This window comes from Pseudomonas sp. GV071 (genome assembly GCF_003050835.1).
Taxonomy (GTDB): Bacteria; Pseudomonadota; Gammaproteobacteria; order Pseudomonadales; family Pseudomonadaceae; genus Aquipseudomonas.
In genome coordinates, this window is the sequence record NZ_QAOJ01000001.1 from 767,690 (window position 1) to 793,025 (window position 25,336).

General features: G+C 62.6%; 19 protein-coding genes. 13 read left to right on the plus strand and 6 right to left on the minus strand.

The features are described 5' to 3' along the window. Window positions 1–220: 220 nt before the first annotated feature. On the plus strand, window positions 221–1,489 hold the full coding sequence (locus tag C8K61_RS03410; RefSeq protein ID WP_158272495.1) for an autotransporter outer membrane beta-barrel domain-containing protein: 1,269 nt from the start codon (window positions 221–223) through the stop codon (window positions 1,487–1,489). On the opposite strand, the gene C8K61_RS03415 is transcribed toward C8K61_RS03410, so the two are convergent. Next, on the minus strand, window positions 1,486–2,109 hold the full coding sequence (locus tag C8K61_RS03415; protein WP_108094756.1) for a TetR family transcriptional regulator: 624 nt from the start codon (window positions 2,107–2,109) through the stop codon (window positions 1,486–1,488). The two genes, C8K61_RS03410 and C8K61_RS03415, sit on opposite strands and share 4 nt — an antisense overlap. A gap of 96 nt (window positions 2,110–2,205) precedes the next feature. On the opposite strand from C8K61_RS03415, the gene C8K61_RS03420 reads away from it, so the two are divergent. Continuing rightward, on the plus strand, window positions 2,206–2,862 hold the full coding sequence (locus C8K61_RS03420; protein WP_108094757.1) for an O-methyltransferase: 657 nt from the start codon (window positions 2,206–2,208) through the stop codon (window positions 2,860–2,862). A gap of 45 nt (window positions 2,863–2,907) precedes the next feature. Here the strand turns inward: C8K61_RS03420 and nhaA are convergent, their stop codons facing one another. Next, the gene (nhaA, locus tag C8K61_RS03425) at window positions 2,908–4,254 is read right to left on the minus strand and encodes a Na+/H+ antiporter NhaA (protein WP_108094758.1); all 1,347 of its coding nucleotides are present in this window, start codon (window positions 4,252–4,254) and stop codon (window positions 2,908–2,910) included. Window positions 4,255–4,440: 186 nt separating this feature from the next. Beyond that, window positions 4,441–4,656 carry a hypothetical protein gene (locus C8K61_RS03430; protein ID WP_108094759.1) on the minus strand — a complete coding sequence of 72 codons (216 nt, stop codon included), beginning with the start codon at window positions 4,654–4,656 and terminating at the stop codon, window positions 4,441–4,443. Window positions 4,657–4,857: 201 nt separating this feature from the next. Between C8K61_RS03430 and C8K61_RS03435 the strand changes: the two genes are divergently transcribed. Then, window positions 4,858–5,271, plus strand: coding sequence for an arsenate reductase ArsC (locus C8K61_RS03435; protein WP_108094760.1), 414 nt, complete (start codon window positions 4,858–4,860; stop codon window positions 5,269–5,271). Between the two features lie 42 nt (window positions 5,272–5,313). On the opposite strand, the gene C8K61_RS03440 is transcribed toward C8K61_RS03435, so the two are convergent. Both C8K61_RS03440 and C8K61_RS03445 read right to left on the minus strand, forming a co-directional pair. Beyond that, window positions 5,314–5,517: a hypothetical protein gene (locus tag C8K61_RS03440; RefSeq protein WP_108094761.1), complete on the minus strand. Its 204-nt coding sequence runs from the start codon at window positions 5,515–5,517 to the stop codon at window positions 5,314–5,316. A gap of 138 nt (window positions 5,518–5,655) precedes the next feature. Next, window positions 5,656–6,060, minus strand: coding sequence for a RidA family protein (locus tag C8K61_RS03445; RefSeq protein WP_108094762.1), 405 nt, complete (start codon window positions 6,058–6,060; stop codon window positions 5,656–5,658). Between the two features lie 122 nt (window positions 6,061–6,182). On the opposite strand from C8K61_RS03445, the gene C8K61_RS03450 reads away from it, so the two are divergent. Together C8K61_RS03450 and C8K61_RS03455 are read left to right on the plus strand one after the other, a co-directional pair. After that, complete coding sequence (locus tag C8K61_RS03450) at window positions 6,183–7,109, plus strand: LysR family transcriptional regulator (protein WP_108094763.1); 927 nt, start codon at window positions 6,183–6,185, stop codon at window positions 7,107–7,109. Window positions 7,110–7,237: 128 nt separating this feature from the next. Next, window positions 7,238–7,813 carry a hypothetical protein gene (locus tag C8K61_RS03455; protein WP_108094764.1) on the plus strand — a complete coding sequence of 192 codons (576 nt, stop codon included), beginning with the start codon at window positions 7,238–7,240 and terminating at the stop codon, window positions 7,811–7,813. Window positions 7,814–8,180: 367 nt separating this feature from the next. Here C8K61_RS03455 and xthA read toward each other — a convergent pair whose 3' ends face one another. Continuing rightward, complete coding sequence (gene xthA / locus C8K61_RS03460) at window positions 8,181–8,993, minus strand: exodeoxyribonuclease III (protein ID WP_108094765.1); 813 nt, start codon at window positions 8,991–8,993, stop codon at window positions 8,181–8,183. A 240-nt stretch (window positions 8,994–9,233) separates the two neighbouring features. Between xthA and C8K61_RS03465 the strand changes: the two genes are divergently transcribed. From C8K61_RS03465 to C8K61_RS03500, 8 genes are all read left to right on the plus strand, one after another. Beyond that, window positions 9,234–9,887 (plus strand): N-acetyltransferase, encoded by a 654-nt coding sequence (locus C8K61_RS03465; protein WP_108094766.1) that lies wholly within the window; start codon window positions 9,234–9,236, stop codon window positions 9,885–9,887. Between the two features lie 69 nt (window positions 9,888–9,956). Continuing rightward, window positions 9,957–11,687 (plus strand): autotransporter assembly complex family protein, encoded by a 1,731-nt coding sequence (locus tag C8K61_RS03470; RefSeq protein ID WP_108094767.1) that lies wholly within the window; start codon window positions 9,957–9,959, stop codon window positions 11,685–11,687. Next, the gene (locus C8K61_RS03475) at window positions 11,684–15,355 is read left to right on the plus strand and encodes a translocation/assembly module TamB domain-containing protein (protein WP_108094768.1); all 3,672 of its coding nucleotides are present in this window, start codon (window positions 11,684–11,686) and stop codon (window positions 15,353–15,355) included. Before C8K61_RS03470 ends, C8K61_RS03475 begins: the two co-directional genes overlap by 4 nt. A gap of 200 nt (window positions 15,356–15,555) precedes the next feature. Next, window positions 15,556–16,056, plus strand: coding sequence for a thiol peroxidase (gene tpx / locus C8K61_RS03480; protein WP_108094769.1), 501 nt, complete (start codon window positions 15,556–15,558; stop codon window positions 16,054–16,056). 173 nt (window positions 16,057–16,229) lie between these two features. Further along, entirely contained in the window at window positions 16,230–17,501 is a 1,272-nt protein-coding gene (locus C8K61_RS03485) for an MdtA/MuxA family multidrug efflux RND transporter periplasmic adaptor subunit (RefSeq protein WP_108094770.1), read from the plus strand. After that, window positions 17,498–20,605 carry an MdtB/MuxB family multidrug efflux RND transporter permease subunit gene (locus C8K61_RS03490; RefSeq protein ID WP_108094771.1) on the plus strand — a complete coding sequence of 1,036 codons (3,108 nt, stop codon included), beginning with the start codon at window positions 17,498–17,500 and terminating at the stop codon, window positions 20,603–20,605. The genes C8K61_RS03485 and C8K61_RS03490 overlap by 4 nt, the downstream gene beginning before the upstream one ends. A gap of 151 nt (window positions 20,606–20,756) precedes the next feature. Beyond that, window positions 20,757–23,867: a multidrug efflux RND transporter permease subunit gene (locus C8K61_RS03495; protein ID WP_108094772.1), complete on the plus strand. Its 3,111-nt coding sequence runs from the start codon at window positions 20,757–20,759 to the stop codon at window positions 23,865–23,867. Further along, window positions 23,864–25,318, plus strand: coding sequence for an efflux transporter outer membrane subunit (locus tag C8K61_RS03500; protein WP_108094773.1), 1,455 nt, complete (start codon window positions 23,864–23,866; stop codon window positions 25,316–25,318). The genes C8K61_RS03495 and C8K61_RS03500 overlap by 4 nt, the downstream gene beginning before the upstream one ends. Window positions 25,319–25,336 lie beyond the last annotated feature (18 nt).

Below are 25,336 nucleotides of genomic sequence, written 5' to 3' on the forward strand. Positions count from 1 at the left end.
GCTCTATTTTTGACGCTTTATATCGGCAATTAAAAGTTTGTCTGTTCATTCTGGTGGCTATAAGCCATTAAGTGATAGTCTCCGCGCCGCCAACTGACAGGGCAACTTGATAAGCCCTGCACGACTTCCATTAGGGGATTACATGCGTCGTTTCAAAAGAGCGCTTTCAAGCAGCGTGTTTGCCGGTATTTGCTTGGCTCATATGACCTCGGCGCAGGCCGTGCCCGTTGACCGACCGACCGTGGTGGTCAGTTATGGCGGCAGTACCTATTCCATTTCGTCGTTCTACACCAACTACACCACATCGGCGGCCGTGTTCAGAACGCAACCCTGGTGGGGGAACGCCTCGCTCGCATCGGCGTTATCGGGTCTGGTGACCTCTACGGCAGGCAATTATGGCGACGGAATCTTGAACACGGGCATCCTGTTCGCCTATGGCGAGGGCAGTGGTTATCCGTTTATCAAATACTTCCAAAACGGTTCTGTCCTCGACTGCCAAGTCGGCTGCAGCACCAGTATCCAGTCTTGGTATTACGCCTTCGTTAATCAACTGGTTACCTTGGATTCCGTTGCCGAAAGCCTGCAATCCACCTCCGCCGGCGTTAACTCGATCAATAACAACCTCAACCTGATGATCAACGGCGCCCACAGTCGCCCGTTGGATCGTCTGGTCGCACCTGGGCAGAAAACCTTCTGGGTAGCCGGCGACTGGGGCCGTGACGACCACGGCAACCGCGAAGGCTCCACCGGCATGGCCGAAGTGGGCGTGGGCCATAACCTTGGCTTTGCCCAGTTCAACGTCTCCATCGGGCAAACCTGGGCGCGGCAGAACCTGGTCAACGACGGCGATGTGAAAGCCGACGGCCAATACCTGATGCTGGAAAGCATCATCCCCGTGCTGGAAGACCACGGCGTGTACGCCACCGTGGGCGCGTTCGGTCACTGGGGCGAAGCCGAGATCCAACGCGGCTATATCAACTTCAGCGAACTGGACTCCTCCAAAGCCAGCCCCGACACCCAGACCTGGGGCCTGCGCACCCGCCTGGACTGGCAGAACGCCGTTACCCTGGCGAACACCGGCGTCAGCCCCTATGTCGACCTGAGCTACAGCAACAGCCACCTGGACAGCTACACCGAAAAGGGCGGCGGCATTCCCGCGCACTTCGACGGCCGTACCGACAGCAACACCGAAGCACGTCTGGGCTTCAACACTGAAACGCCGCTGCCATTCGCGCCGGGCTACAACTTCGTCACCAACCTGGAAGCCGCGCACCGTTTCGAAAACCACAGCGCCGGTGTGAATGGTCAGGTCGAAGGCCTGTTCAGCTTCAACCTGCCGGGTGAAGACGTGACCAACGACTGGCTGAAAGCCGGTGCGGGCGTGGAAGGCAATGTTGGCCCAGGCAAGCTGTCGCTGATGCTCAACGGCACCACCCAGAGCGAGATGCCTAATTTCTGGGTAGCGACCTCGTACCAACTGGCGTTCTAAACCGTCGCCAGGTAGCTGCAAAACATCGTCGCCATGGCCTCGGCATAGGCTTTTACCTCGGCCGAGGTGCGTGGGCTTTCAGAGAACTGTTTGCCCACGCAGCTCATGGTGTCGGTGATCAATTGCCCGGCCAGGTCGCGCTCTGCGTCGTTGGCCGCCGGCAATACCTCCTGCATAAAGGTGCGCATGGTCTGTTCGGCCGCCGCCTTTATCTCCTGCGCTTCGGGCGCGTCACGGTACAGCGGGGCGGCGTCATTCAGTGCCACGCGCATTTCGGCCTCATCACATTCCGACTGAATAAAGGCGTGCACCAGGGTGTGGACTCGCTGCAATGGCGGCTGCGCGCGATCGCCCAGAATCTGCCCGAGCAGGTCGGTGGTCTGCTGCCATTCATCGCGCTGCAAACGAAACAGGATGGCGGCCTTGTTGGGGAAGTACTGGTACAGCGAACCGATGCTGACGCCAGCCCGTTCAGCCACCCGCGCGGTGGTAAAACGGGCGGCGCCTTCCTTGGCCAAAACCTGAGTAGCGGCCTGCAAAATGGTCGTAACCAGTTCGGTAGAGCGGGCTTGCTGGGGCTGTTTACGCGAGGAAATCCGCGGGCTTTGGCGTTCGGTCATGGGGCGCTCGGGCAATGCGAATAGTAAAAGGCGACGAATTGATCGCATTCTAGTGCGGCGCAATCAAGCGTTCAAACAGCGATTTTGGAGTCCCCCATGAATACCCTCACCAGCCAACCGGTTGCCGGCCTTTTGCAGCGTTTGTTCAGCGCCGCCGAGGACCGCAGCAGCCCGGTGTTCGCCAGCTTTGGCGAAGGCGAATTGCAGCGCCTGATGCACAGCAAAACCGAGTACCAGGCCTTTTACGGCCGCCTGAAAGACCTGCCCCTGGCGGTGTCGCCGGCCACCGGCACGCTCTTGTACATGCTCGCGCGCAGCAACCGGGCACAGAACATTGTCGAGTTCGGCACCTCGTTCGGTATTTCCACCCTGCACCTGGCCGCTGCCCTGCGGGACAACGGTGGTGGACGCCTGATCACCAGCGAATTCGAAGCGTCGAAAGTCGCCAAGGCGCGCGTCCATCTGGCCGAAGGCGAGCTGCTGGATCTGGTGGAGATTCGCCAGGGCGACGCATTGCAGACGCTGGCGGTAGATTTGCCCGAGCGCATCGATCTGCTCTTGCTGGATGGCGCCAAGGCGCTGTATCCGGAAATTCTTGCCCTGGTGGAAAGCCGTTTGCGGCCGGGGGCATTGATCATCGCTGACAACGCCGATTTCAGCCCGGAGTACCTGCAGAAAGTACGGGCAGTAGGCGGTGGTTATCTGTCGACGGCGTTTGCCGAGGATGTGGAATTGTCGATGCGTTTGGGTTGAGGCCAGGTGCGGCTGAGGCGGTGATCCGCTTCAGCCGCGATGGGCTCAGCCGCGAGCTCGCGCCCGGCGAACCACCAAGGCGCCAATCGCCAGCCCGACTGTCGCAGCAATCGCCGAAGCCAGCAGCACGCCCAGCTTGGCAGCACTGAGCAAGCCGGCATCGCTGAAGGCTAGCGAGGCGATAAAGATCGACATGGTAAAACCGATGCCGGCCAGGCAACCGATCAAGGCCACCCACGACCAGTTCATGCCCTCAGGCAGCGTGCACCAACCAAGACGTACCAACAGCCAGGTGCTGAGCATCACGCCAATTGGCTTGCCCAGTACCAACGCCAGCAGCACGCCGAGCATCACTGTCAGTGAGCTCGAATCACCCAGATCAACACCACCCAGACTCACCCCGGCATTGGCCAGGGCAAACAGCGGCATCACGCCATACGCCACCCAGGGATGCAGCGCGGCTTGCACGCGCACCACCGGCGGCAGCAAATCACGTTGGGCTTCGCGCAGCTCCTTCACCGGTTGCACCAGGTGGGTGGCATTGCCATTGATGCGCTCAACCACATCGTTCACCGCGCGGCGGGCGATTTCCAGTGGGCTTTCCAGGCTGGCGCGGGAGAACACCGGAGTCATCAAGCCCAGCACCACACCGGCCAGGGTCGGGTGCGCGCCGGTTTTCAACAGGCCGAACCACAGCAACGCGCCCGGCACTACATAGGCATAGGCTGAACCGATACCGATCTGCTGAAAGGCGAGCACCAACAGGATGCCGGCGCCGGCGATCACAAAGCCCATCGGGTCGAGGCCGCCGGAGTAGAACAGGGCGATGATCAGCACCGCGGCAATGTCATCGATGATTGCCAATGCCAGCAAGAACACCCGCACCGACGGCGGAATCGACTTGCCCAGCAAGGCCAGCACGCCCATGGCAAAGGCGATGTCAGTGGCGGTCGGCACGGCCCAGCCGGCACGCAGTTCAGGTGTTCCATTGATGGCCAGGTACAACAGCGCAGGCACTACCACACCGCCCAGGGCAGCGCCCATCGGCAGGGTGGCGAGCTTGAGGGTGGAGAGGGCGCCTTCGTGGATTTCGCGGCGAATTTCCAGGCCGACCACCAGGAAAAATACGGTCATCAAACCGTCGTTGATCCAGAAATGCAGGGACTGGGAAATCTGCCAATCGCCCAAGCCAATGCTCAGCGGCAGGTGCCAGAGGTGGTGGTAGCTGTCGGCAGCGGGGGAGTTGGCCCAGATCAGGGCAACGGCTGCCGCGATCATCAGCACGATGCCGCTGACCGCTTCGATATGGAGGAAATGCTCGAGGGCGCTGAAGGCTTTATCGGCTACCCGGCGCGCAGCCGGTAGGGCCTTCGGGGAAAGGGAATGGTTCATGGTCGCTCACTTTTTCAAGCTGTGTGGCGGCCCGACCAACACAAAAAACCTGCCTGACTGCACCCGCAGTCGCGACACCCGGGGGCAACCTTACACGCCGACGGCCGGTATGGCCAGCCAAACCGGGCCTTGGGCCGGGCAAAACAAGTAGACGGCGTGACGCTCAGCCTTGACGGGTTAACGGGCTCAGGCGCGCTTCAAGCCGTCGTTGGCAATTTCATGGCGGCTGGCCTGCAGCAGGGCAGCGTCGACATTCAGGCGATGGATAACGTTCAGCAACTGCTGTTTCAACACCTGGTCGTTACTCGCTTCGGCTGCGCGCATCACGGCAATGGCAGCGGCCTCGTTATTGGCGGCGATCAGGTCGAGGGTTTTGCACAGGTTTCGGGTGGCGCGGCTCACAAGGGGTAACTCCTGAATTCGAGGCTGCACTGTAGGGCGGCGATATTGCGGTTTGATGGCTGAGCAGGGCGCTCAGATCATTTCTGCTGGGTGTACAGACCAGGGCCTGCGCGCTTTGGTTGCAACAAAATCGCCGACACCCGGCTGTCATCAAACGCCGTTATCGTCCACTGGGGACCGTCCACCCAGGAGCACCACTGCATGAGCGAAAAGCTACGGGTTCTATTCGTCTGTGTCGGCAACGATGCGCGCTCGCCGATGGCCGAAGCATTGTTGCGTCATATTGAGAACGAGCACTTCGAGGCGCAAAGCGCCGGCACCTTGCCGCAGCCGCTGGATGAGCGTGCGGTTGCCACCCTGGAGCATGCCGGCGTCAGTGCCCAAGGGCTGCGCAGCAAATCCATCGAGGTGTTCGCCGGCCAGCATTTCGATTACTTGATCGAGTTGTGCGACAAGGCTGCTGATGAGGGGCAGTTGCTGCCGACCTCGGGCGAGGCGCTGGTATGGAATTTCGCCGACCCTGCCAGCAGCGATCAGCCGGATGCGTTTCGCCACACCTTTCAGGAGATCAGCGACCGCGTGCGCATGTTCACCCTGGTGAAAAACAAGCATTGAAAACGCGGTTGGGCGGCGCCATGCCCAACCGCTGACGGGGTTTTATTGCGTCACTTCGCCTAGGCCCGCATAGGTCGACAACAGCACCTCACCCAGCAACGGGTGCGGTGCCTCGACGCGCTCTTTGAGCTTGTCGGCAAAGTTCATGGCCGAGTTCTGGTCGGAGAAAGAAATGGCCATGCTGCCGGTTTTTACCGTCCAGGTTTCACGGCTGGCGGTGGTTTCTTTTTGCACTGCGATATCCATGTTCGCCTCCTGCGGCTAGCGTTCAGCCGGTCAAAAAAAATGCCAACCCAGGGTCGGCAATTAATCGAGCACACACGCACATAAGCTGCGTGTGGGTAGGTTGGCTGGGTTTTGTTACCGATTGATGAAGCTCACCGTTTAGGCGATCGCAGGTTCTGGCAGTTTGGCGATCACCTTGATCTCGAAATCGAAGCCATACAGCCAGGTCACGCCAATGCCGGTGAGGGTAGGGTGCGGGGCTTCGCCCCAGAACTCCGGCACCACCGCCCAGATGGTTTCGAATTTTTCCTCGGGGTTGACGATAAACACTGTCACATCGACCACGTCGTCAAAGCTGCAACCGGCCGCCTTGAGAATTTCGTTGAGGTTGTTGAACGCCGTGCGCACCTGGGTTTCCAGGTCCGCTTCGGGCGAGCCATCGGCCTTGCTGCCGACCTGGCCAGAGACGAACAGAAAGCCGTCGGAACGAATGGCTGGCGAGTAACGGTTGCGCTCATACAGGGCTTGGCGCTGTGGGGGGAAAACAACGTCGCGCTGGGTCATGGGAGTACTCCATCAGTGAGGGGATGAAGTGACTCTAGGCCTTGGCCTGGGGTGGATAAACGGGCAACCTTGGTCATCACTGTTTGCAAATGCCAAACAATCCCGCGCCCAGGAGCCCGTCCATGGACCGATTCGACGCAATGCTGGCCTTCGCCCGCGTGGTGGAAGCGGGCAGCTTTACCAAGGCTGCCGACACCCTGCACATGAGCAAAACCACGGTCACCCAGCTGGTTCAGCAGTTGGAGGCGCGGCTGCGGGTCAAGCTGCTCAATCGCACCACACGCAAGGTCAACCTCACTGCCGATGGCGCGGTGTACTACGAGCGTGTGGTGCGCTTGCTCGGCGATCTGGATGACGCTGAAACCAGCTTGTCCGGCGCCGCGACCGTGCCCCGGGGCCGGCTGCGGGTGGACGTGCCCAGCCCATTGGCCAGTACCTTGTTGGTGCCGGCGCTGGCGGATTTTCATGAGCGTTATCCGGATATCCAGATCGACATGGGCGTCAGTGACCGTATCGTCGACCTGATCGGCGAGAAGGTTGACTGCGTGGTGCGCGGCGGCGAGCTCAGCGATCAATCGCTGATGGCGCGCAAGGTCGGCGATCTGCAGTTGGGCGTGTACGCCGCGCCCAGTTACCTGCAACGCCTGGGCAGGCCGGCCCATCCCCGCGTCCTGGAAGACTCCGCTCACCGGGTGGTCGGGTTTCTTTGGGCGCGAACGGGCAAGGCGCTGCCCTATGCAATGGGCAAAGGCGACGAAAGCGTCCATGTGCAGGGCCGTTATGTGCTCGCCGTCGACGATGGCAATGCCTACCTGGCCGCCGGGATCGCCGGGCTGGGTATGCTCTGGCTGCCGGCGTATATGGCCAAGGCGCCGGTGGCGGCGGGGCAGTTGTTGCCGCTGTTCGAAGACTGGCAAATGGAGCCAATGCCGCTGTACGTGGCGTACCCGCCGAACCGGCACGTCAGCCTGAAACTGCGGGTGTTCATCGACTGGGTCGTGGAGGTGATGGCCGAACATGCGCCAGTGCGCTCAGGGTTATCTGAGTAACCCGCATTGCCGTGCCCGGCAAGCCAGCTACGCTGTAGCGAACCTCGGGGTATCCACATTAATTGCGCGTGGAGTGAGGGCTGGAGTTAGTCCAGTACATTCATATTTGCTACAGGGAAAGTGACCCGATGAAACCAGTACGTGCCTTTACCAAAGCTGCCGCCTTGGCCACCTTGTTTGCCGCCATCAACCTTGCCCACGCCGAAGAAGTGCCGATCTCCGGCGCGCTGATCGCGGATAAGCTGACGGCTACCGTGGTTTCCGTCGACGCCGCCAAACACTTGGTCGTGCTCAAAGATACCGAAGGCCAGGAAGCTGAAATCCAACTCACCGACCAGGCGAAGAACCTCGACAAACTCAAAGCTGGCGACACCGTGCACGCCGTCGTCACCCGCTCGGTCGTGGCGGTGCTCGACACCGACACCGACAAAGCCACCGCAGTCAAAGAAAAAGCCGGCGTCGCCCGCGCCACCGAAGCCAACCCCAACCCCGGTGGTGCCGCTTTCCGACAAGTCAGCGTGCGCCTGAAAATCACCGCTATCGACCAGGCCAAACATCAAGTCACCCTGATCGGCCCCGCTGGCAAAACCAAAACTGTCACCGTGGAAAAACCCGAGCTGCAAGAGCGGATGAAAAACCTGAAAGTCGGCCAGACCGTCTCCATCACCTACACCGATACCCTGGACATCACTACCGAGCATTGATAGCCAAAAGCATCGCCTTTTGCAGCAGTAGAGGCTGAAGCCGCTCCCACGTGAACTCTGGTTTTCTGTGGGAGCATTTTCAGCCTCGATCTTTTGTTCGGTCTGGTTCAAAAAGAAAAAACCGTTCCCATCACACTGATGATTGCCGCCGCCGAGGAGCAAGCGCGCTGGCCATGGACGAGGACTGCAGCCTGTTCAGCATCCGCAACCTGGCGATCCAATTTCCCCTAAGCGCGCAGCAAACCAGCATTGCCGCGGGCGAGCTGTCCTGACTGGCGGCGGACCTCAGCCAGTTGGTCAAACGTTTCACGTCTTGAGTGAGGGCAGGGCGCCTCAGCCACGTCAGGCTGAGGCATCTTTTTGCGTTTTACCCGAGCTCGACCCAGATCGGCGCGTGGTCAGAGGGTTTCTCCATGCCGCGCAGGTCGTAGTCGATGCCGGCATCTTTGATCCGCCCTTGCAGCGGCGCGGTGGCGAGGATCACATCGATGCGCAGGCCACGTTTGGGTTCGTCTTCGAAGCCGCGGCTGCGGTAGTCGAACCAGCTGAAGCGGTCATTCACCTCGGGGTGCAGGTGGCGGAAGCTGTCGACCAGGCCCCAGTTTTTCAGGGTGGCCAGCCACTCACGTTCTTCCGGCAGGAAACTGCATTTGCCGGTTTTCAGCCAGCGCTTGCGGTTTTCTTCGCCAATGCCGATGTCGATGTCTTCCGGGGAGATGTTGATGTCGCCCATCACCACCAGCGCCTGATCGGGCTTGAACTGGGTGGTCAGCAGGGTTTGCAGGTCGGCATAGAAGCGCTGCTTGGCCGGGAATTTGGTCGGGTGGTCGCGGCTTTCGCCCTGTGGGAAGTAGCCGTTCATGACGGTGACCGGCTGGCCGTTCTCGTCCGCAAAGGTGCCGTAGATAAAACGTCGCTGGGCATCTTCTTCATCACCGGGGAAGCCTTTGTGTAGCTCCAGCGGCGCCTGACGCGACAGCAACGCTACACCGTAGTGGCCTTTCTGCCCATGCCAGTGCACCTGGTAGCCCAGGGCCTCGACCTCGGCGAAGGGGAACTGCTCGTCCGCCACTTTGGTTTCCTGCAGACCGATCACGTCCGGCTGGTGTTTTTCGATCAGCGCCGCCAGTTGATGGGGGCGGGCGCGCAGGCCGTTGATGTTGAAGGAAACGATCTTCATGGGCGGCGGGGTCCTTATCAGGCAACAAAATCAGGCAAAAAACGAAGGCAAACAAATACGACGGCCTGCGATGCTAGCCGATGCCCGGCCGTGCGGCCAGCGTGTGGCGAGCCGGCGCCCCGGCTGCTAACGTGAGGACGGCTTTGATAACAATAAAAACCAACAATAAAAGCCGTCTGGGGCCAGCGTTGCTTAAACAGCAGGGCGCGCGACCGGGCAGGCGAACCGAGGTAACCGTGCATGCCGACGTCCTTTGCCATTCCTGCGGCGCAAGTGCGCCTGCTCGACAGCAGCTTTGTCCGTGAAGCCCGCTCCTTGCTGTACCACGCCTACCGCCACGAGCCGACCTTCGGTTATCTGTTCGAATCCGAACGCCCCGGCTACGACCAGCGCGTGCGCGCTACGGTGCGCGAACTGGTGCAACGGCATTTTCTCGAAGACCTGCCAGCCATTGGCCTGATCATTAACGACCGCTTGGTGGCCCTGGCGCTGATCGCACCGCCACAGCGACGCCTGGACATCACCGAAAGCTGGAGCTGGCGCCTGCGTATGTTGCTGACCACCGGCCTGCGCTGCACCAAGCGCTACCTGCATTACCACGACGCGGTGCTGGCCAGCCTGCCGCCGGGCCAGTACCACGTGCTGCCACTGCTGGGTGTGCACCCGGAGTTCCAGGGCCGGCACCTGGGCGAGCAACTGCTCGAAGCGCTGCACAACTGGTGTGCCGAAGACGAAACCTCGCTGGGCGTGGTGCTGGATACCGGCAACCCGCGCTACCTGGATTTCTACCAGCGCCAGGGGTACGAGGAAATCGGCGAAGTGGCGGTGGGTCCGATCCGCGAACATGTATTTTTTCATGCCAGCCCGCAGCAGGTTTCCCGCGCCAGCGCCTGAATCTGGTGCCGTGTTGGAGGCCACGGGTGGCTCTGGAATGCCGTGCCGCCCGTGGTAGCATCCGCCCCCATGACTTTTCACGGAACGATCGGGCTGGCGTTGGCGCTGTTGCTCACTACCACCACGGCCTTCGCGCAGACGCAGCTCAGCGTGCGCATCAAACCGGCCAATGCAGCGCTCAAAGCCAATGTCATTGGCTATGTGGGTGACCTCGGCGAGCGCGACGAACAGGCCCTGCAACGTTTCAGTCGCGGTGCCTTGGTGCAGGCCCGCAAGGCGGTGGAGGCCCTGGGTTACTACCAGGCGCAGATAGACAGCGAGGTCGACCACAACGACAAAGGCCCGCGCCTGATCATCCGCATCGTGCCGGGCGAGCCAGTGCATTTGCGCAACGTCACCGTGCGCATCGACGGCCCTGCCGCGCAGTTGCCCGCCTTCCGAGTACCCAAAAGCAGCCAGCTGACTAGCGGCGCGGTGCTCAACCACGGCCACTATGAAGACGCCAAACGGCTGATCCAGAACCAGGCGTCGCGCTACGGTTTTTTCAGCGGCCATTTCAGCAGTCAGCGCCTGGCCATTGATCCGGTGGCTGGGGTAGCGGATGTCGAGTTGATCTACGCCAGCGGCCCGCGCTACTACTTTGGCCCGACCCGTTTCAGTGGCGATGACACCTTCGACACCCAACTGCTCGAGCGCATGGTGCCGTTCAAGCCGGGCACCGCGTATGACTCCGACCTGATCGCCACGCTCTATCAGAACCTGCAAGGCAGCGGCTATTTCGACAGCGTGCGGGTAGATGCCGCGCCGACCCAGGGCAGTGGCGAGCAAGTGCCGGTAAACATCGACCTGGCCACCCGCAAACCACGGACCATGGGCGTAGGCCTGGGCTTTTCCACCGACGTCGGGCCGCGGGCGAAATTCAATTGGACCCGCCATTGGGCCAACCCCCAGGGCGACAGTTACGGCACCGAGATGGAACTGTCGGCGCCGCGGCAGAACGTCGGCCTGTGGTACGACATTCCCGGCAACCCGCCACTCACCGACAAACTGCGCCTGGCCGGCGGTTACCAGTACGAAGAACTGGCCGACACCGACAGCCTCAGCCGCCTGCTGACCGCCGGTCCCGAGTGGCACAGCAAGCTCGATAGCGGCTGGCAGCAAGTGCTGTCGGTGAAGCTGCAACGCGAGGAATACCGCCTGGGCAGCGACAACGGCTTGAGCACCTTGCTGATGCCCGGCGTCAGTTATTCCTACCTGCACAGCGACAATGCCGTCGACCCCGGCAACGGCTACCGCCTGCAATTCGAGGCATCCGTTGCCAAAGACGGGCTGATCTCCGACAGCAACCTGCTGTACGGCACGGTGTTGGCCAAGGGCCTGACCACCCTGTGGGACAAGCACCGTTTCCTCGGCCGTGTGCAGTTTGGCGGCAGCGCCACCGACGACTACAAAGCTGTGCCGCCGTCGCTGCGCTTCTTTGCCGGTGGCGACCAGAGCGTGCGCGGCTACGACTATCAATCGCTGTCGCCAGAGAACGACCAAGGCGACCGCATCGGCGGCCGGTACCTGGTGGCGGGTAGCGTCGAGTACCAGTATTCCTTCGCCGAACGTTGGCGCTGGGCGGCGTTTGTCGACCAGGGCAATGCCTTCCAGACCCTGGAGATTCCAACCCTGAAAACCGGGGTGGGCATGGGTGTGCGCTGGATCTCGCCGGTGGGGCCGATTCGCCTGGACCTGGCGCGGGCGCTGGATGATGACGGTGGTTTTCGCCTGCACTTTTCCATGGGGCCGGAGCTATGACCTGGCTCAAACGTGGCGCCTTCGGGCTGCTGGCTGTAGTGGTCTGCGTGCTAATGGTGGTGGCCCTGTTGCTCGGCACCCAAGCGGGCAGCCGCTGGTTGCTGAGCCAGGCGCCTGGCGTGCAGGTGCAGGGGTTTGAGGGGCGTTTGGGTGGCGCCTGGCGCGCCGACAGTCTGACCTGGCAGCAGGGCGACGATCAGGTGGCGCTGAGCCAGGTGCGGTTTGCCTGGTCACCGGTTTGTTTGCTCAAGCTGACGCTGTGCCTGGACCAGGTACAGGCCGACCAACTCAGCCTGCAGTTTCCCGGCAGCGACTCAGCCAGTGACGAACCGCTGAGCCTGCCCAACCTGAAGCTGCCCCTGGCGCTGCAACTCGGCGACATTCAGCTGGGCCGCATCCTTTATAACGGCGGTGAACAGGCGAACCAGTTGCAGCTGGTGGCGCACTGGGGCGTGGCCGGTCTGGCCATCGAGCGTTTGCAAGGCAATAGCAACGGCGTGGTGCTGGATGTGCACGGCCACCTCGATCCCCAGGGCCAGTGGCCATTGACCGTCGAAGGCAGCGTGCAGTTACCGGCGCCGGAGCAGCAAGCCTGGCAGGTAATGCTGCAGGTGCAGGGCGATGTGCTCGGCCGCTTGCACGTTAACGCGCAGAGCAGCGGTTACCTGGCTGCGCAGTTGCAAGGCCAGGTGCAAGCGCTGGCTGAAGGGCTGCCGGCGCAGGTGGCGATCAACGCTGAGTCGTTTACGCCGAGCGCGCAAATGCCCTCCTTGAACCACATAAGCGTGACTGCCGCCGGCACCTTGAGTGCGGGTTATCAAGTCAACGGCACGGCCGGGTTGGCTGCCGAGGGCGGCGACATTCCGCTGACCCTGGCCGGTCTGGTCACCGCCGGCGGCGCCGATATTCAGGCCCTGACCTTGCAGGCCGAGGCCGAGCAACACGTCACCGTCAGCGGCCAACTGGATTGGCAGGATGCCTTCAGCGCCGACGCCCAGTTCACCTGGCTGGACTTCCCCTGGCGGCGAATCTGGCCGCAGGTCGAGAAGCCCGCCGTCAACCTGCAGCGCCTGACCGGCCAGGTGCATTACCAGGACGGCAATTACCTTGGCCATTTTGCCGCCGACCTCGACGGCCCGGCCGGCACCTTTAGCCTCAGTAGCCCGGTCAGTGGCGACTTGAAACAAGTGCACCTGGTCAGCCTGTTGCTGCAAGCCGGCCAGGGCAAGGCTGAAGGGCAGGTGACGCTAGGCTTCGCCGACGGCATCCGCTGGGGCAGCCGCCTGCAACTCAGCCAGCTCAACCCGGCGTACTGGCTGGCCGAGTTGCCCGGCACCCTCGGTGGCAGTTTGCGTAGCCAGGGCGAATACCGCGAACAACTGAAGCTGGATGCCGACCTCGACCTGAGCGGCCGTCTGCGTGGCCAGCCGGCGTTGCTACAGGTGCAGGCCGCCGGCGCCGGAGAGCGCTGGCAGGTGAGCAAGCTGGATGTGCGCCTGGGCGATAACCGTGTGCAGGGGCAGGGCACGTTGGATCAACGTCTGGCCGGACAACTCAGCATCGCCATGCCGCGCCTGGGGCAGCTGTGGCCGCAATTGGCGGGCCAGGTGAAGGGTCAACTGGATCTCGCCGGCACGCTGCAAACACCGCAAGGGCAGTTGAACCTGCAAGGCGCGCAGCTGGCGTATCAGCAACAGAAACTGGCCACCCTGAACCTGACCGCCAAACTGGACAGCCAGCAACGCGGCACGCTCGACCTTACTGGTACCGGCATTCAAACCGGAGACACCGACCTCGGCCGTCTGCACCTGCAAGGTAGCGGCAATCGCCAGCAACAGCGGGTCAGCCTCGATCTCGATGGCAGCAAACTCAAACTGGCCCTGGCGGCGGACGGCACCCTGGCGCAGAACTTCGATTGGCGCGGGCGTATCGCCAGTGGCCAGGTGGAAACCGCCGACCAGGTCTGGCAGTTGCAGCAGGCGGCGCCGTTGCAACGCCTGGCCAACGGTCAACTGAACCTCGGCGCCCATTGCTGGCAGAGCGGCGCGGCCAGCCTGTGTGGCGACGACCAACGCCTGCTTCCCGAACCGCGCTTGCGCTGGCGCCTGCGCGATTTTCCGATGCAGACCTTGGCGCAGTGGTGGCCAGCCGACTTCGCCTGGCAGGGGCAATTGAACGCCGAGCTCAAGCTTGACCTGCCGGCCAGTGGCCCCAAGGGCGATATCCGCCTGGACCTGGGCACCGGCAACCTACGGGTGCGTGACAACGGCCATTGGCTGGATCTGCCCTATGACCGCTTCAGTCTTACCAGCCAACTACGGCCACAGCGCATCGATACCCAGCTGGATTTCCATGGCCCACAACTCGGCCAACTGACCCTGCAAGCGCAAATCAACCCGCGCCCGGCCAACAAACCCATCAGCGGCACCTTCCAACTGGCTGGCCTCGACCTCGGCCTGGCGCGGCCATTTTTGCCGATGGTGGAGCGGTTGAGCGGCCATCTGAATGGCAGCGGCACCTTGTCTGGTGGCTTGCTCGCACCGCAGGTCAATGGCCGGCTGGTTGTGCAGGACGGCGAGGTGGCGGGCAGCGAGCTGCCAGTCAGTGTGCAGGGCCTGCACGCCGAGGCATTGATCGCCGGCGAGCAACTGCAACTGAGCAGCAACTGGCACAGCGGCGAGGCGGGCGAAGGCAGCCTGAACGGGCAACTGGCTTGGGCCAACGGCCTCAACGTTGACCTGCACCTGCTCGGCAGCCGTTTGCCGGTGGTAGTCGAGCCCTATGCCACCCTGGAAGTGCACCCGGACCTGAACATTCGCCTGGCAGAACAGCGCCTGGCGGTGGCCGGCAAGGTGCAGGTGCCGCGCGGCAAGATCGAGATCCGCCAACTGCCGCCGTCCACCGTCAAGGTTTCCGAAGACGCCCAGGTGGTCGGCGCCCACGATCCGCAAGCAAGGCAGAGCCAGGCGGTGGCGATGGATATCGACATCAGCGTCGGCGCCCCGGACGGCCAGCCGCCGCTTACCTTCAGTGGTTTTGGCTTGAATGCCGAGTTGGCCGGGCACCTGCACATGGGCGACAACCTCGACACCCGTGGCGAACTGACCCTGAACAAAGGCCGCTACCGCGCCTATGGCCAACGCCTGACCTTGCGTCGCGCCCGGCTGCTCTTCGCCGGGCCGATCGACCAGCCGTACCTGGACGTCGAAGCGATCCGCCAGGTCGACAGCGTTACCGCCGGGTTGCGCATCAGCGGCAACGCCGAACAACCCACCACCCAGGTGTTCTCCGAACCGACCATGGGGCAGCAGCAGGCACTGTCCTACCTAGTGCTCGGGCGTCCGGCCAGCAGCGGCAGTGGCGACAACAACATGCTCGCCGAAGCGGCCCTGGGCCTGGGCTTGATGGGCAGTTCCGGGGTGACCGGCGCGGTGGCGCAGCGCCTGGGCATCAGCGATTTCCAACTGGACACCGGCGGCACTGGCGCACAAACCAGCGTGGTGGCTAGCGGCAATCTGTCGGAGAAATTGAGCCTGCGGTATGGCGTCGGCGTATTCGAGCCTGCCAGCACTATCGCCTTGAGGTATGAGTTGACCAAGAAGGTCTACGTGGAAGCAGCCAGTGGCCTGGCAAGCTCGCTGGATATTTTCTACAAGCGAGATTTCTAGCGAACCTAGTCCTGTAGGAGCGGCTTTAGCCGCGATGCTTTTAAAAGCAAAAGCATCGCGGCTAAAGCCGCTGCTGCAAAAGGCTGAGCAGCTTCGTGAGCTTTTTTGACTCTGCGGTCATGGTCGCGTAATCCCTTTCGTGCTTAACTCTGGCCCCCTTAGCAACCCAAAACACCCACCCTAAAAAAAGGAATCCGTTCATGGCCCAAGTAACCCTGCGAGGCAACCCTGTTCAAGTCACTGGCGAGCTGCCGCAAGCTGGCCAGAAAGCCCCGGCGTTCAGCCTGGTTGGCGCCGATCTGAGCGACGTGACCCTGGCCAGTCTGGCCGGCAAACGTAAAGTGCTGAACATCTTCCCAAGCGTCGACACCCCGACCTGCGCCACTTCGGTTCGCAAGTTCAACGCCGAAACCAGCAACCTGGCCAACACCGTGGTGCTGTGCATTTCCGCTGACCTGCCATTTGCCCAAGCACGTTTCTGCGGTGCCGAAGGCCTGCAAAACGTCGTCAACCTGTCGACCATGCGCGGCGCCGACTTCCTCGCCGACTACGGCGTGGCCATCGCCAACGGCCCACTGGCTGGCGTTGCTGCCCGTGCCGTGGTGGTGCTGGATGAAAACGACAAGGTGCTGCACAGCGAGCTGGTTGCCGAAATCGGTAGCGAGCCGAACTACGAAGCTGCAGTTGCCGCTCTGAAGTAAGTTTTATGTAACACCTGGCAATACTTGAACGGCCCACCTCGGTGGGCCGTTTTCATTTACGGGTCAATCGCTTAGTAAAAAGTCAGAGATAGGTAAAAAGCCGGTAAAGAGGCTTTCCGTTCGTCGTTGCAGTGCTTATCGTGCGGGCTCGAATTTGCAATCGATGATGCCCCATGACCTTTCGTACCCTTCGCCCTTGGTTGATCACTGCCGCTGCCTTCGCTGGCGTGGTGTTGTTGGTTATCTGGTTGTCCGCTGCGAAAAGCACAGCCGGCCCTGAAGGCAAGGTGCGCGGCCGCCCGGGTATGGGGCCTCCTGGTGCGGCGGCGGGCATGACCGTCAGCGTCGCCAAGGTGCAGCGCAGCGACCTTGACGTGCACTACCACGCCCTGGGCACCGTCACCGCGTTCAGCACGGTGAACGTCAAGCCGCGGGTCAATGGCGAGCTGGTCAAGGTGCTGTTCACCGAAGGCCAGGAAGTGCAGGCCGGCGACCTGCTCGCCGTGGTCGACCCCCGTCCCTATAAAGCCGCGCTGGCCCAAGCCGAAGGCACCCTGCAACAGAACCAGGCGCAACTGAAAAACGCGCAGATCGACCTCGATCGCTACAAGGGCCTGTACGCCGAAGACTCCATTGCCAAGCAGACCCTGGACACCCAGGCCGCGCTGCTCAACCAATACCAGGGCACCCTGAAAACCAACCAGGGCCAGGTCGATGACGCCAAGCTCAACCTGGCCTTTACTGAAGTGCGCGCGCCCATCAGCGGTCGCCTCGGTTTGCGGCAGGTCGACGTCGGCAACCTGGTGACCTCCAGCGACACCACACCCTTGGTGGTGATCACCCAGGTCAAACCGATTGCCGTGGTATTCAGCCTGCCGCAGCAACAGCTCGGCACCATTGCTGCCCAGCTCAACCAGGCGCCGGGCAACAAAAAAGGCCCTGCACCGGTAGAGGCGTTGGATCGTAATAAAGACGTCACCCTGGCTACCGGCGAACTGGTGACCCTGGACAACCAGATCGACACCACCACCGGCACGGTCAAGCTCAAAGCCAAATTCGAAAACGCTGACCGCTCGCTGTTCCCCAACCAGTTCGTCAACGTGCGCCTGCTCGCCGAAACCCTGCACGACGTGCTGCTGATTCCTGCCAACGCGGTGCAGCGCGGTAACGAAGGCACCTATGTGTATGTGCTGGGTGAGGGCGACAAAGTCGCTCAACGCAGCGTCACCTTGGGTACCAGCGAAGGTGAGCGGGTGGTGGTGGAGAAGGGCCTCAACGCCGATGAACAAGTGGTGGTGGAAGGCACCGACCGCCTGCGCGATGGCATGGCCGTGCGCCTGGCGGCTGCTGAGCAAGTGAAAAAAGAAGTCAGCGAAGAAACCGGGCAGAAGCCGTTCGGCCAAGGTGATGCCGCGCCGCAAGGCAAGGACGGAGCCGCGCAATGAACCCGTCGCGCCCGTTTATTCTGCGGCCGGTAGCGACCACCTTATTGATGGTGGCGATCCTGCTGTCGGGGATCATCGCCTACCGTTTTCTGCCGATTTCGGCGTTGCCGGAAGTCGATTACCCGACCATCCAGGTGGTCACGTCGTACCCCGGTGCCAGCCCGGAAATCATGACCTCGTCGGTTACCGCGCCGCTGGAAAACCAGCTCGGGCAGATCGCCGGCCTGAATGAAATGTCTTCGAGCAGTTCGGGTGGCGCCTCGGTGATCACCCTGCAGTTCACCCTCGACAGCAACCTCGATGTGGTCGAGCAGGAAGTGCAGGCGGCGATCAACACCGCCAGCAGCCTGCTGCCCAGCGACCTGCCGTACCAGCCTTCGTACAGCAAAGTGAACCCGGCCGATGCGCCGATCCTGACCCTGGCAATTACCTCCAGCAACCTGCCGTTGCCGCAGGTGCAAGACCTGGTGGACACCCGCCTGGCGCAGAAGATCTCGCAGATTTCCGGCGTCGGCCTGGTCAGCATCAGCGGTGGCCAGCGCCCGGCGGTGCGGATTCGCGCCAACCCTTCGGCCCTGGCTGCGGCCGGCCTCAATCTGGACGACCTGCGCACCACCGTTTCCAATAACAACCTTAATGGCCCCAAAGGCAGTTTCGACGGCCCGACCCGCGCCTCGACCCTGGATGCCAACGACCAACTGAAATCGGCCTCGGCCTACCGCGACCTGATCGTCGCCTATAAAAACGGCGCGCCGCTGCGCCTCAAAGATGTCGCCAGCGTTGATGATGCGGCGGAGAACACCCGCCTGGCCGCCTGGGCCAACGAGACCCCGGCCGTGGTACTGAACATCCAGCGCCAACCGGGCGCCAACGTGATCAAGGTGGTCGACAGCATCAAAGCCATGCTGCCGCAGCTGCAAGCCAGCCTGCCGGGTAGCCTCGATGTGCAGGTGCTCACCGACCGCACCACCACCATCCGCGCGTCGGTGGCTGATGTGCAGTTCGAACTGGTGCTGGCCATTGCCTTGGTGGTGATGGTGACCTTCCTGTTCCTGCGCAGTTTTTCCGCCACCCTGATCCCCAGCCTTGCGGTGCCGCTGAGCTTGATCGGCACCTTCGGGGTGATGTACCTGGCCGGCTTTTCGGTGAACAACCTGTCGCTGATGGCGCTGACCATCGCCACCGGCTTTGTGGTGGACGATGCCATCGTCATGGTGGAGAACATCAGCCGTTACCTGGAGGAGGGTGATACGCCGCTGGAGGCCGCGCTCAAAGGCTCCAAGCAGATCGGCTTCACCATCATTTCCCTGACCTTCTCGCTGATCGCCGTGCTGATTCCGCTGCTGTTCATGGGCGATGTGGCGGGGCGCCTGTTCCGCGAATTCGCCATCACCCTGGCGGTGGCGATTCTGATCTCGGGTGTGGTTTCGCTGACACTCACGCCCATGCTCTGCGCCAAATTGCTCAAGCATATTCCGGAAGAAAAGCACGGCCGTTTTGCCCGCGCGACCGGCGCCGCCATCGAGCGTTTGATCGCCGCCTACGGCCGCGCGCTGCGGGTGGTATTGCGTCATCAGCCGCTGACCTTGCTGATCGCCCTGGGCACCCTGGTGCTCACTGCGGTGCTCTACACCTTTATGCCCAAAGGCTTCTTCCCGGTGCAGGACACCGGGGTGATCCAGGCCATTGCCGAAGCGCCGCAGTCGATCTCGTTCCAGTCCATGGCCGAGCGTCAGCAGGCATTGTCCAAGGCCTTGCTCAGTGACCCGGCAGTGGCCAGCCTGACGGCCTTTATCGGCGTCGACGGCAGCAACGCCACGCTCAACACCGGGCGCCTGCTGATCAACCTCAAGCCCCACAGCGAGCGGGATGTCAGCGCCACTGAGGTGATCCGCCGTCTGCAACCGACCCTAGACCAGATTCCTGGCGTGCGCCTGTACCTGCAACCGGTGCAGGACCTGACCATCGAAGACCGCGTGGCGCGTACCCAGTACCAGTTCACCCTGCAAGACTCCGATCCCGACGTGCTGGCCAAGTGGGTGCCGTTGTTGATGGAGCGTCTGCAGCAACTGCCAGAGCTCGCCGATGTGGCCAGCGACTGGCAGGACAAAGGCCTGCAAGCCTTCGTCAACATCGACCGCGACGCCGCCTCGCGCCTCGGCGTGTCGCTGGCCGATGTCGACAGCGCGCTGTACAACGCTTTCGGTCAGCGGCTGATCTCGACCATCTTCACCCAGGCCACCCAATACCGCGTGGTGCTGGAAGTGGCGCCGCAATTCCAGCTCGGCCCCGAGTCACTGGAGAACCTCTACGTCAGCAGCAGCGATGGCACCCAGGTGCGTCTGTCGTCGCTGGCGACCATCGAGGAGCGCACCACGCTGCTGGCGATCAACCATATTTCGCAGTTCCCGGCGGCGACCCTGTCGTTCAACCTGGCGCCCAATGTGTCGCTGAGCGAGGCGGTCAAAGCGATTCGCCAGGTGGAGCAGGAGATGCAATTGCCGGTCGGCGTGCAGACCAGCTTCCGCGGCGCCGCGCTGGCGTTCGAGAGCTCGCTGTCGAGCACCTTGCTGCTGATTCTGGCGGCGGTGGTGACCATGTACATCGTGCTCGGCATTCTCTACGAGAGCTTTATTCACCCGGTGACCATTCTCTCCACCTTGCCCTCGGCGGGCGTTGGCGCCTTGCTGGCGTTGATGGTGGCGGGGGAGGAGATCGGCATCGTGGCGATCATCGGCATCATCCTGCTGATCGGCATCGTCAAAAAGAACGCGATCATGATGATCGACTTCGCCCTGGACGCTGAACGCAACCAGGGCATGAATGCGGCGGACGCGATCTACCAGGCCTGTTTGCTGCGTTTTCGGCCGATTCTGATGACCACCCTGGCGGCCTTGCTCGGCGCCTTGCCGCTGATGCTGGCAGCCGGCGCCGGCGCGGAATTGCGCCGACCGTTGGGTATCGCCATGGTCGGTGGTTTGCTCCTCAGCCAGGTGCTGACGCTGTTCACTACGCCGGTGATTTACCTGGCCTTCGACCGCCTGGCGCAGCGCTGGAATGCCTGGCGCAAGAAGCGTGGGTTGGATATGTCGGTGCAGTCATGAGTTTTTGTGTGATGGCTGGCCCTCACCCCCGGCCCCTCTCCCGTAAACGGGCGAGGGGAGACAAGCCCGTTATTGCGACTGACTCGGTCAGCCCCCTCTCCCGTTTACGGGAGAGGGCTGGGGTGAGGGCAGGGCAAACGGTGAGTTGGAAATGAGCCTCTCCACCCCCTTCATCCGCCGCCCGGTCGCCACCTCGTTGCTGACCCTGGCGCTGCTGCTCGCCGGCTGGTTGTCGTTCAACCTGTTGCCGGTGGCGCCGCTGCCGTCGGTGGATTTCCCCACCATCATGATCAGCGCCTCGTTGCCCGGCGCCAGTCCGGAAACCATGGCCACCTCGGTGGCCACGCCACTGGAACGGGCGTTGGGGCGGATCGCCGGGATCAGCGAGATGACCTCCAGCAGCTCGCTGGGCTCGACCACGGTGATCGTGCAGTTCTCCCTGGAAAAGGACATCGACGGCGCCGCCCGCGAAGTGCAGGCCGCCATCAATGCCGCCAGCAGCCTGCTGCCCAGTGGCATGCCGAGCCTGCCGTCGTACCGAAAAGCCAACCCCTCGGACATGCCGGTGATGGTCCTCACCCTGACCTCCGACAGCTACACCCGTGGCGAGATGTACGACATGGCCTCGACGCTGGTGTCGCCGCGCCTGGCGCAGGTCAAGGGTATCGGTCAGGTGAGTATCGGCGGTAGCTCGTTACCGGCGGTGCGGGTCGACCTCAACCCGGATGCGCTGAACAAATACGGCATCTCGCTGGACACCGTGCGCACGGCGATTTCCAACACAAACTCGAATGGCCCCAAAGGCTCCATCGACGGCGCCACCAAGCAGTGGCAAGTGGACGCCAACGACCAGCTGCGCAAGGCCAGCGAATACCTGCCGGTGATCGTCCACTACAACGCCACCACCGGCGCCGCAGTGCGCCTGGGCGATATCGCCGAGGTCAGCAATGCGGTGGAAGACGTGCGCAACGCCGGTTTTTCCGGGGCCAACCCGGCGGTGCTGCTGATCGTTACCCGTCAGCCCGGCGCCAATATCATCGAGGCCACCGACGCCATTCATGCGCTGTTGCCAGAGATGCAGGAACTGATCGGGCCGAAGGTGCAGTTGTCGGTGATGGACGACCGCAGCCCGAGCATTCGCGCCTCGCTGGATGAAGCCGAAATCACCCTGATCATCTCCGTGCTGCTGGTGATTATGGTGGTGTACATGTTCCTGCGCAGCCCGCGCGCCACGCTGATTCCGGCGCTGGCGGTGCCGGTGTCGCTGGTGGGCACGTTCGCGGTGATGTACCTGTGCGGCTTCTCGCTGAACAACCTGTCGCTGATGGCGCTGATCGTCGCCACCGGCTTTGTGGTGGACGACGCCATCGTGGTGGTGGAGAACATCGCCCGGCGCATCGAGGAGGGCGAGTCACCGCTGGAGGCGTCGATTCATGGCGCCCGCGAAGTGGGCTTTACCGTGCTGTCGATGACCCTGTCGCTGGTGGCGGTGTTTATCCCGATTCTGTTGATGGGCGGGATCATGGGCCGCCTGTTCCGCGAGTTTTCGGTAACCCTGTCGGCGGCCATCCTGGTGTCGTTAGTGGTGTCGCTGACCCTCACGCCGATGCTCTGCGCGCGATTGCTCAAAGCCCGCGACAAGAACGCCCCGGTGGAGCAACCGCAGGCCGAAAGCAAACTGTTCCAAAACCTCATGGCGCGTTACAAGGCCAGCCTGGAATGGGCGCTGGAGCACTCGCGGCTGATGGTGGTGATCATGCTCGGCTGCATCGTGCTCAACCTATATCTGTTTGTCGTGGTGCCCAAAGGCTTCTTGCCGGAACAGGATTCCGGGCGGCTGCGCGGCTTTGCCATCGCCGACCAGAGCATTTCCTTCCAGGGCTTGCAGGAAAAGATGGGCAAGTTCCGCGCGATTCTCGGTGCCGACCCGGACATCGAAAACGTGGTTGGCTTTCTCGGTGGCGGGCGTTGGCAGTCGAGCAACACCGGCTCGTTTTTCGTCACCCTGAAACCGATTGGCGAGCGTGATGACGTCAATACCATCCTCGCGCGCTTGCGACCAAAACTGGCCGAGATTCCCGGCGCCGCGCTGTACCTCAATCCCGGTCAGGACGTGCGCCTGGGCGGCCGGGACAGCAACGCCAGCAACCAATTCACCCTGCGCAGCGACGACCTGACGCTGCTGCGCCAATGGGCGCCAAAAGTCGAAGCGGCGATGCGCAAACTGCCGCAGGTGGTCGACCTCAACAGCGACTCCCAGGACAAGGGCGTGCAGAGCCGTTTGGTGGTCGACCGCGACCGCGCCGGCAGCCTGGGGGTGAATATGAAGCTGGTGGACGAGGTGCTCAATAACTCCTTCGGCCAACGGCAGATCGCCAATATCTACAACCCGCTGAACCAGTACCACGTGGTCATGGAAGTAGGCGCGCAGTACCAGCAGAGCCCGGAAATTCTGCGTCAGGTGTATGTGCTGGGCAGCGACGGGCAGAGCGTGCCGCTGGCCGAGTTCAGCCATTTCGAGCCAAGCAGTGCGCCGTTGTCGGTTAACCATCAGGGCCAGTTTGCCGCCATTACCCTGTCGTTCAACCTGGCGCCCGGCGCGCAGATAGGCCCGACCCGCGAGGCGATTCTGGCCGCCATCGAACCGCTGCAATTGCCGCTCGATGTGCAGGCCAGCTTCGAGGGCAACGCCGGCGCGGTGCAGGACACGCAGAACAACATGCCCTGGCTGATTCTGTTGGCGCTGGTGGCGGTGTACATCGTGCTCGGCATTCTCTACGAGAGTTACGTGCACCCGCTGACCATTCTCTCGACCTTGCCCTCGGCCGGCGTCGGTGCCTTGCTGGCCCTGATCCTGTGCCGCAGCGAGCTGAGCCTGATCGCCTTGATCGGCATCATTCTGCTGATTGGTATCGTCAAGAAGAACGCCATTCTGATGATCGACTTTGCCCTGGAGGCCGAACGGCGCCTGGGCATGAGCCCGCGCGAGGCGATTCTGGAAGCCTGCGTGAAGCGCTTCCGGCCGATCATGATGACCACCCTGGCGGCGCTGCTTGGCGCGCTGCCGCTGATTTTCGGCGTCGGCGGCGATGCCGGTCTGCGCCGGCCACTGGGTATCACCATCGTCGGCGGCCTGCTGGCCAGCCAGATGCTGACCCTCTACACCACGCCGGTGGTGTACCTGTACCTGGATCGTTTGCGCCACTGGGTTAATCGCCGCAGAGGCGTGCGCACTGATGCTTCGTTGGAGACTTCGTTATGAGCCTGTATTCCCGCAGCCTGTTGCTTGCTGTGGCTGTTGCCGTGGCCGGCTGCGCCGTTGGCCCGGACTACCAGCAGCCGGACGTGGCAGTGCCCGCCAGCTTCAAACAGCAAGCCGGCTGGACCCAGGCTGAACCGCGTGATGCCCTGCACCGTGGTGCCTGGTGGGAGCTGTATGGCGACAGCACGCTGAACCAGCTGCAGCAACGCCTGGAAACCTCCAACCAGACCCTGGCCCAGGCCGAAGCCCAGTACCGCCAGGCACAAGCCCTGGCCCGTGGTGCGCGTGCCTCGTTTTTCCCCAGCCTGACCGCCGCCTTCAGCAAAACCCGCTCCGGTCAGGCGTCCGGCGGTGGCGGTACGGTGTCGTTGTCCGACGGTTCCACCGTCAGCAGCGGCAGCTCCGGCGGCATCAGCGACAGCTATCAGGCCAGCCTCGGCGTGAGCTGGGAACTCGACCTGTGGGGCAAACTGCGCCGTCAGCTGGAGTCTGACGATGCCAGCGCAGAGGCCAGCCAGGCGACCCTGGCCGGCACCAAGCTCAGCCAGCAATCGGAACTGGCGCAAAACTACCTGCAACTACGGGTGATGGACGCGCAGAAACGCCTGCTCGACGACACAGTGGCCGCCTACGAAAAAGCCCTGAAGCTGGCGGAAAACCAATACCGAGCCGGCATCGTCACCAAGGCCGACGTGGCCCAGGCCCGCACTCAGGTGAAAACCACCCAGGCCCAGGCCATCGACCTCAAATACCAGCGCGCGCAACTGCAAAACGCCATCGCCGTGCTGGTCGGCGAACCGCCGTCGACCTTCAGCCTGGCGGAAACCAACGACATTCCCGGCCTGCCGCACATCCCGGCCACGGTGCCGTCGCAGTTGCTGCAACGGCGCCCCGATATCGCCTCGGCCGAGCGTGACGTCAGGTCTGCCAACGCCCTGATCGGCGTAAACAAAGCCGCCTACTACCCGGACATCACCCTCAGCGCCAGCGGTGGTTTCCGCAACGACAGCCTGTCGCAACTGCTGACCACGCCGAACCGCTACTGGTCGATCGGCCCGGACTTCGCCATGACCCTGTTCGACGGCGGCCTGATCCGTTCCCGCGTCGAACAAGCCGAAGCCAGCTACGACGCCACCGTTGCCGCCTACCGCCTGAGCGTGTTGACCGGCTTTCGCGAAGTCGAAGACTACATGGTCCAGCTTGACGTACTGAAAGAAGAGAGCGGGGTGCAACAGGAAGCTCTCGACTCGTCCCGCGAATCGCTGCGCCTGATGCTCAACCAGTACAAAGCCGGCACCGTCGACTTCTCTGACGTGGTCAGCGTGCAGACCACGGCGCTGTCCAGCGAACGCACGGTGTTGACCCTGCTGGGCAGCCGCCTGACCGCCAGTGTGCAGCTGATAACGGCCATGGGGGGTGGTTGGCAGGTCGAGGAACTGGGGCAGAAATAACCTCGACCCGCACTGCGC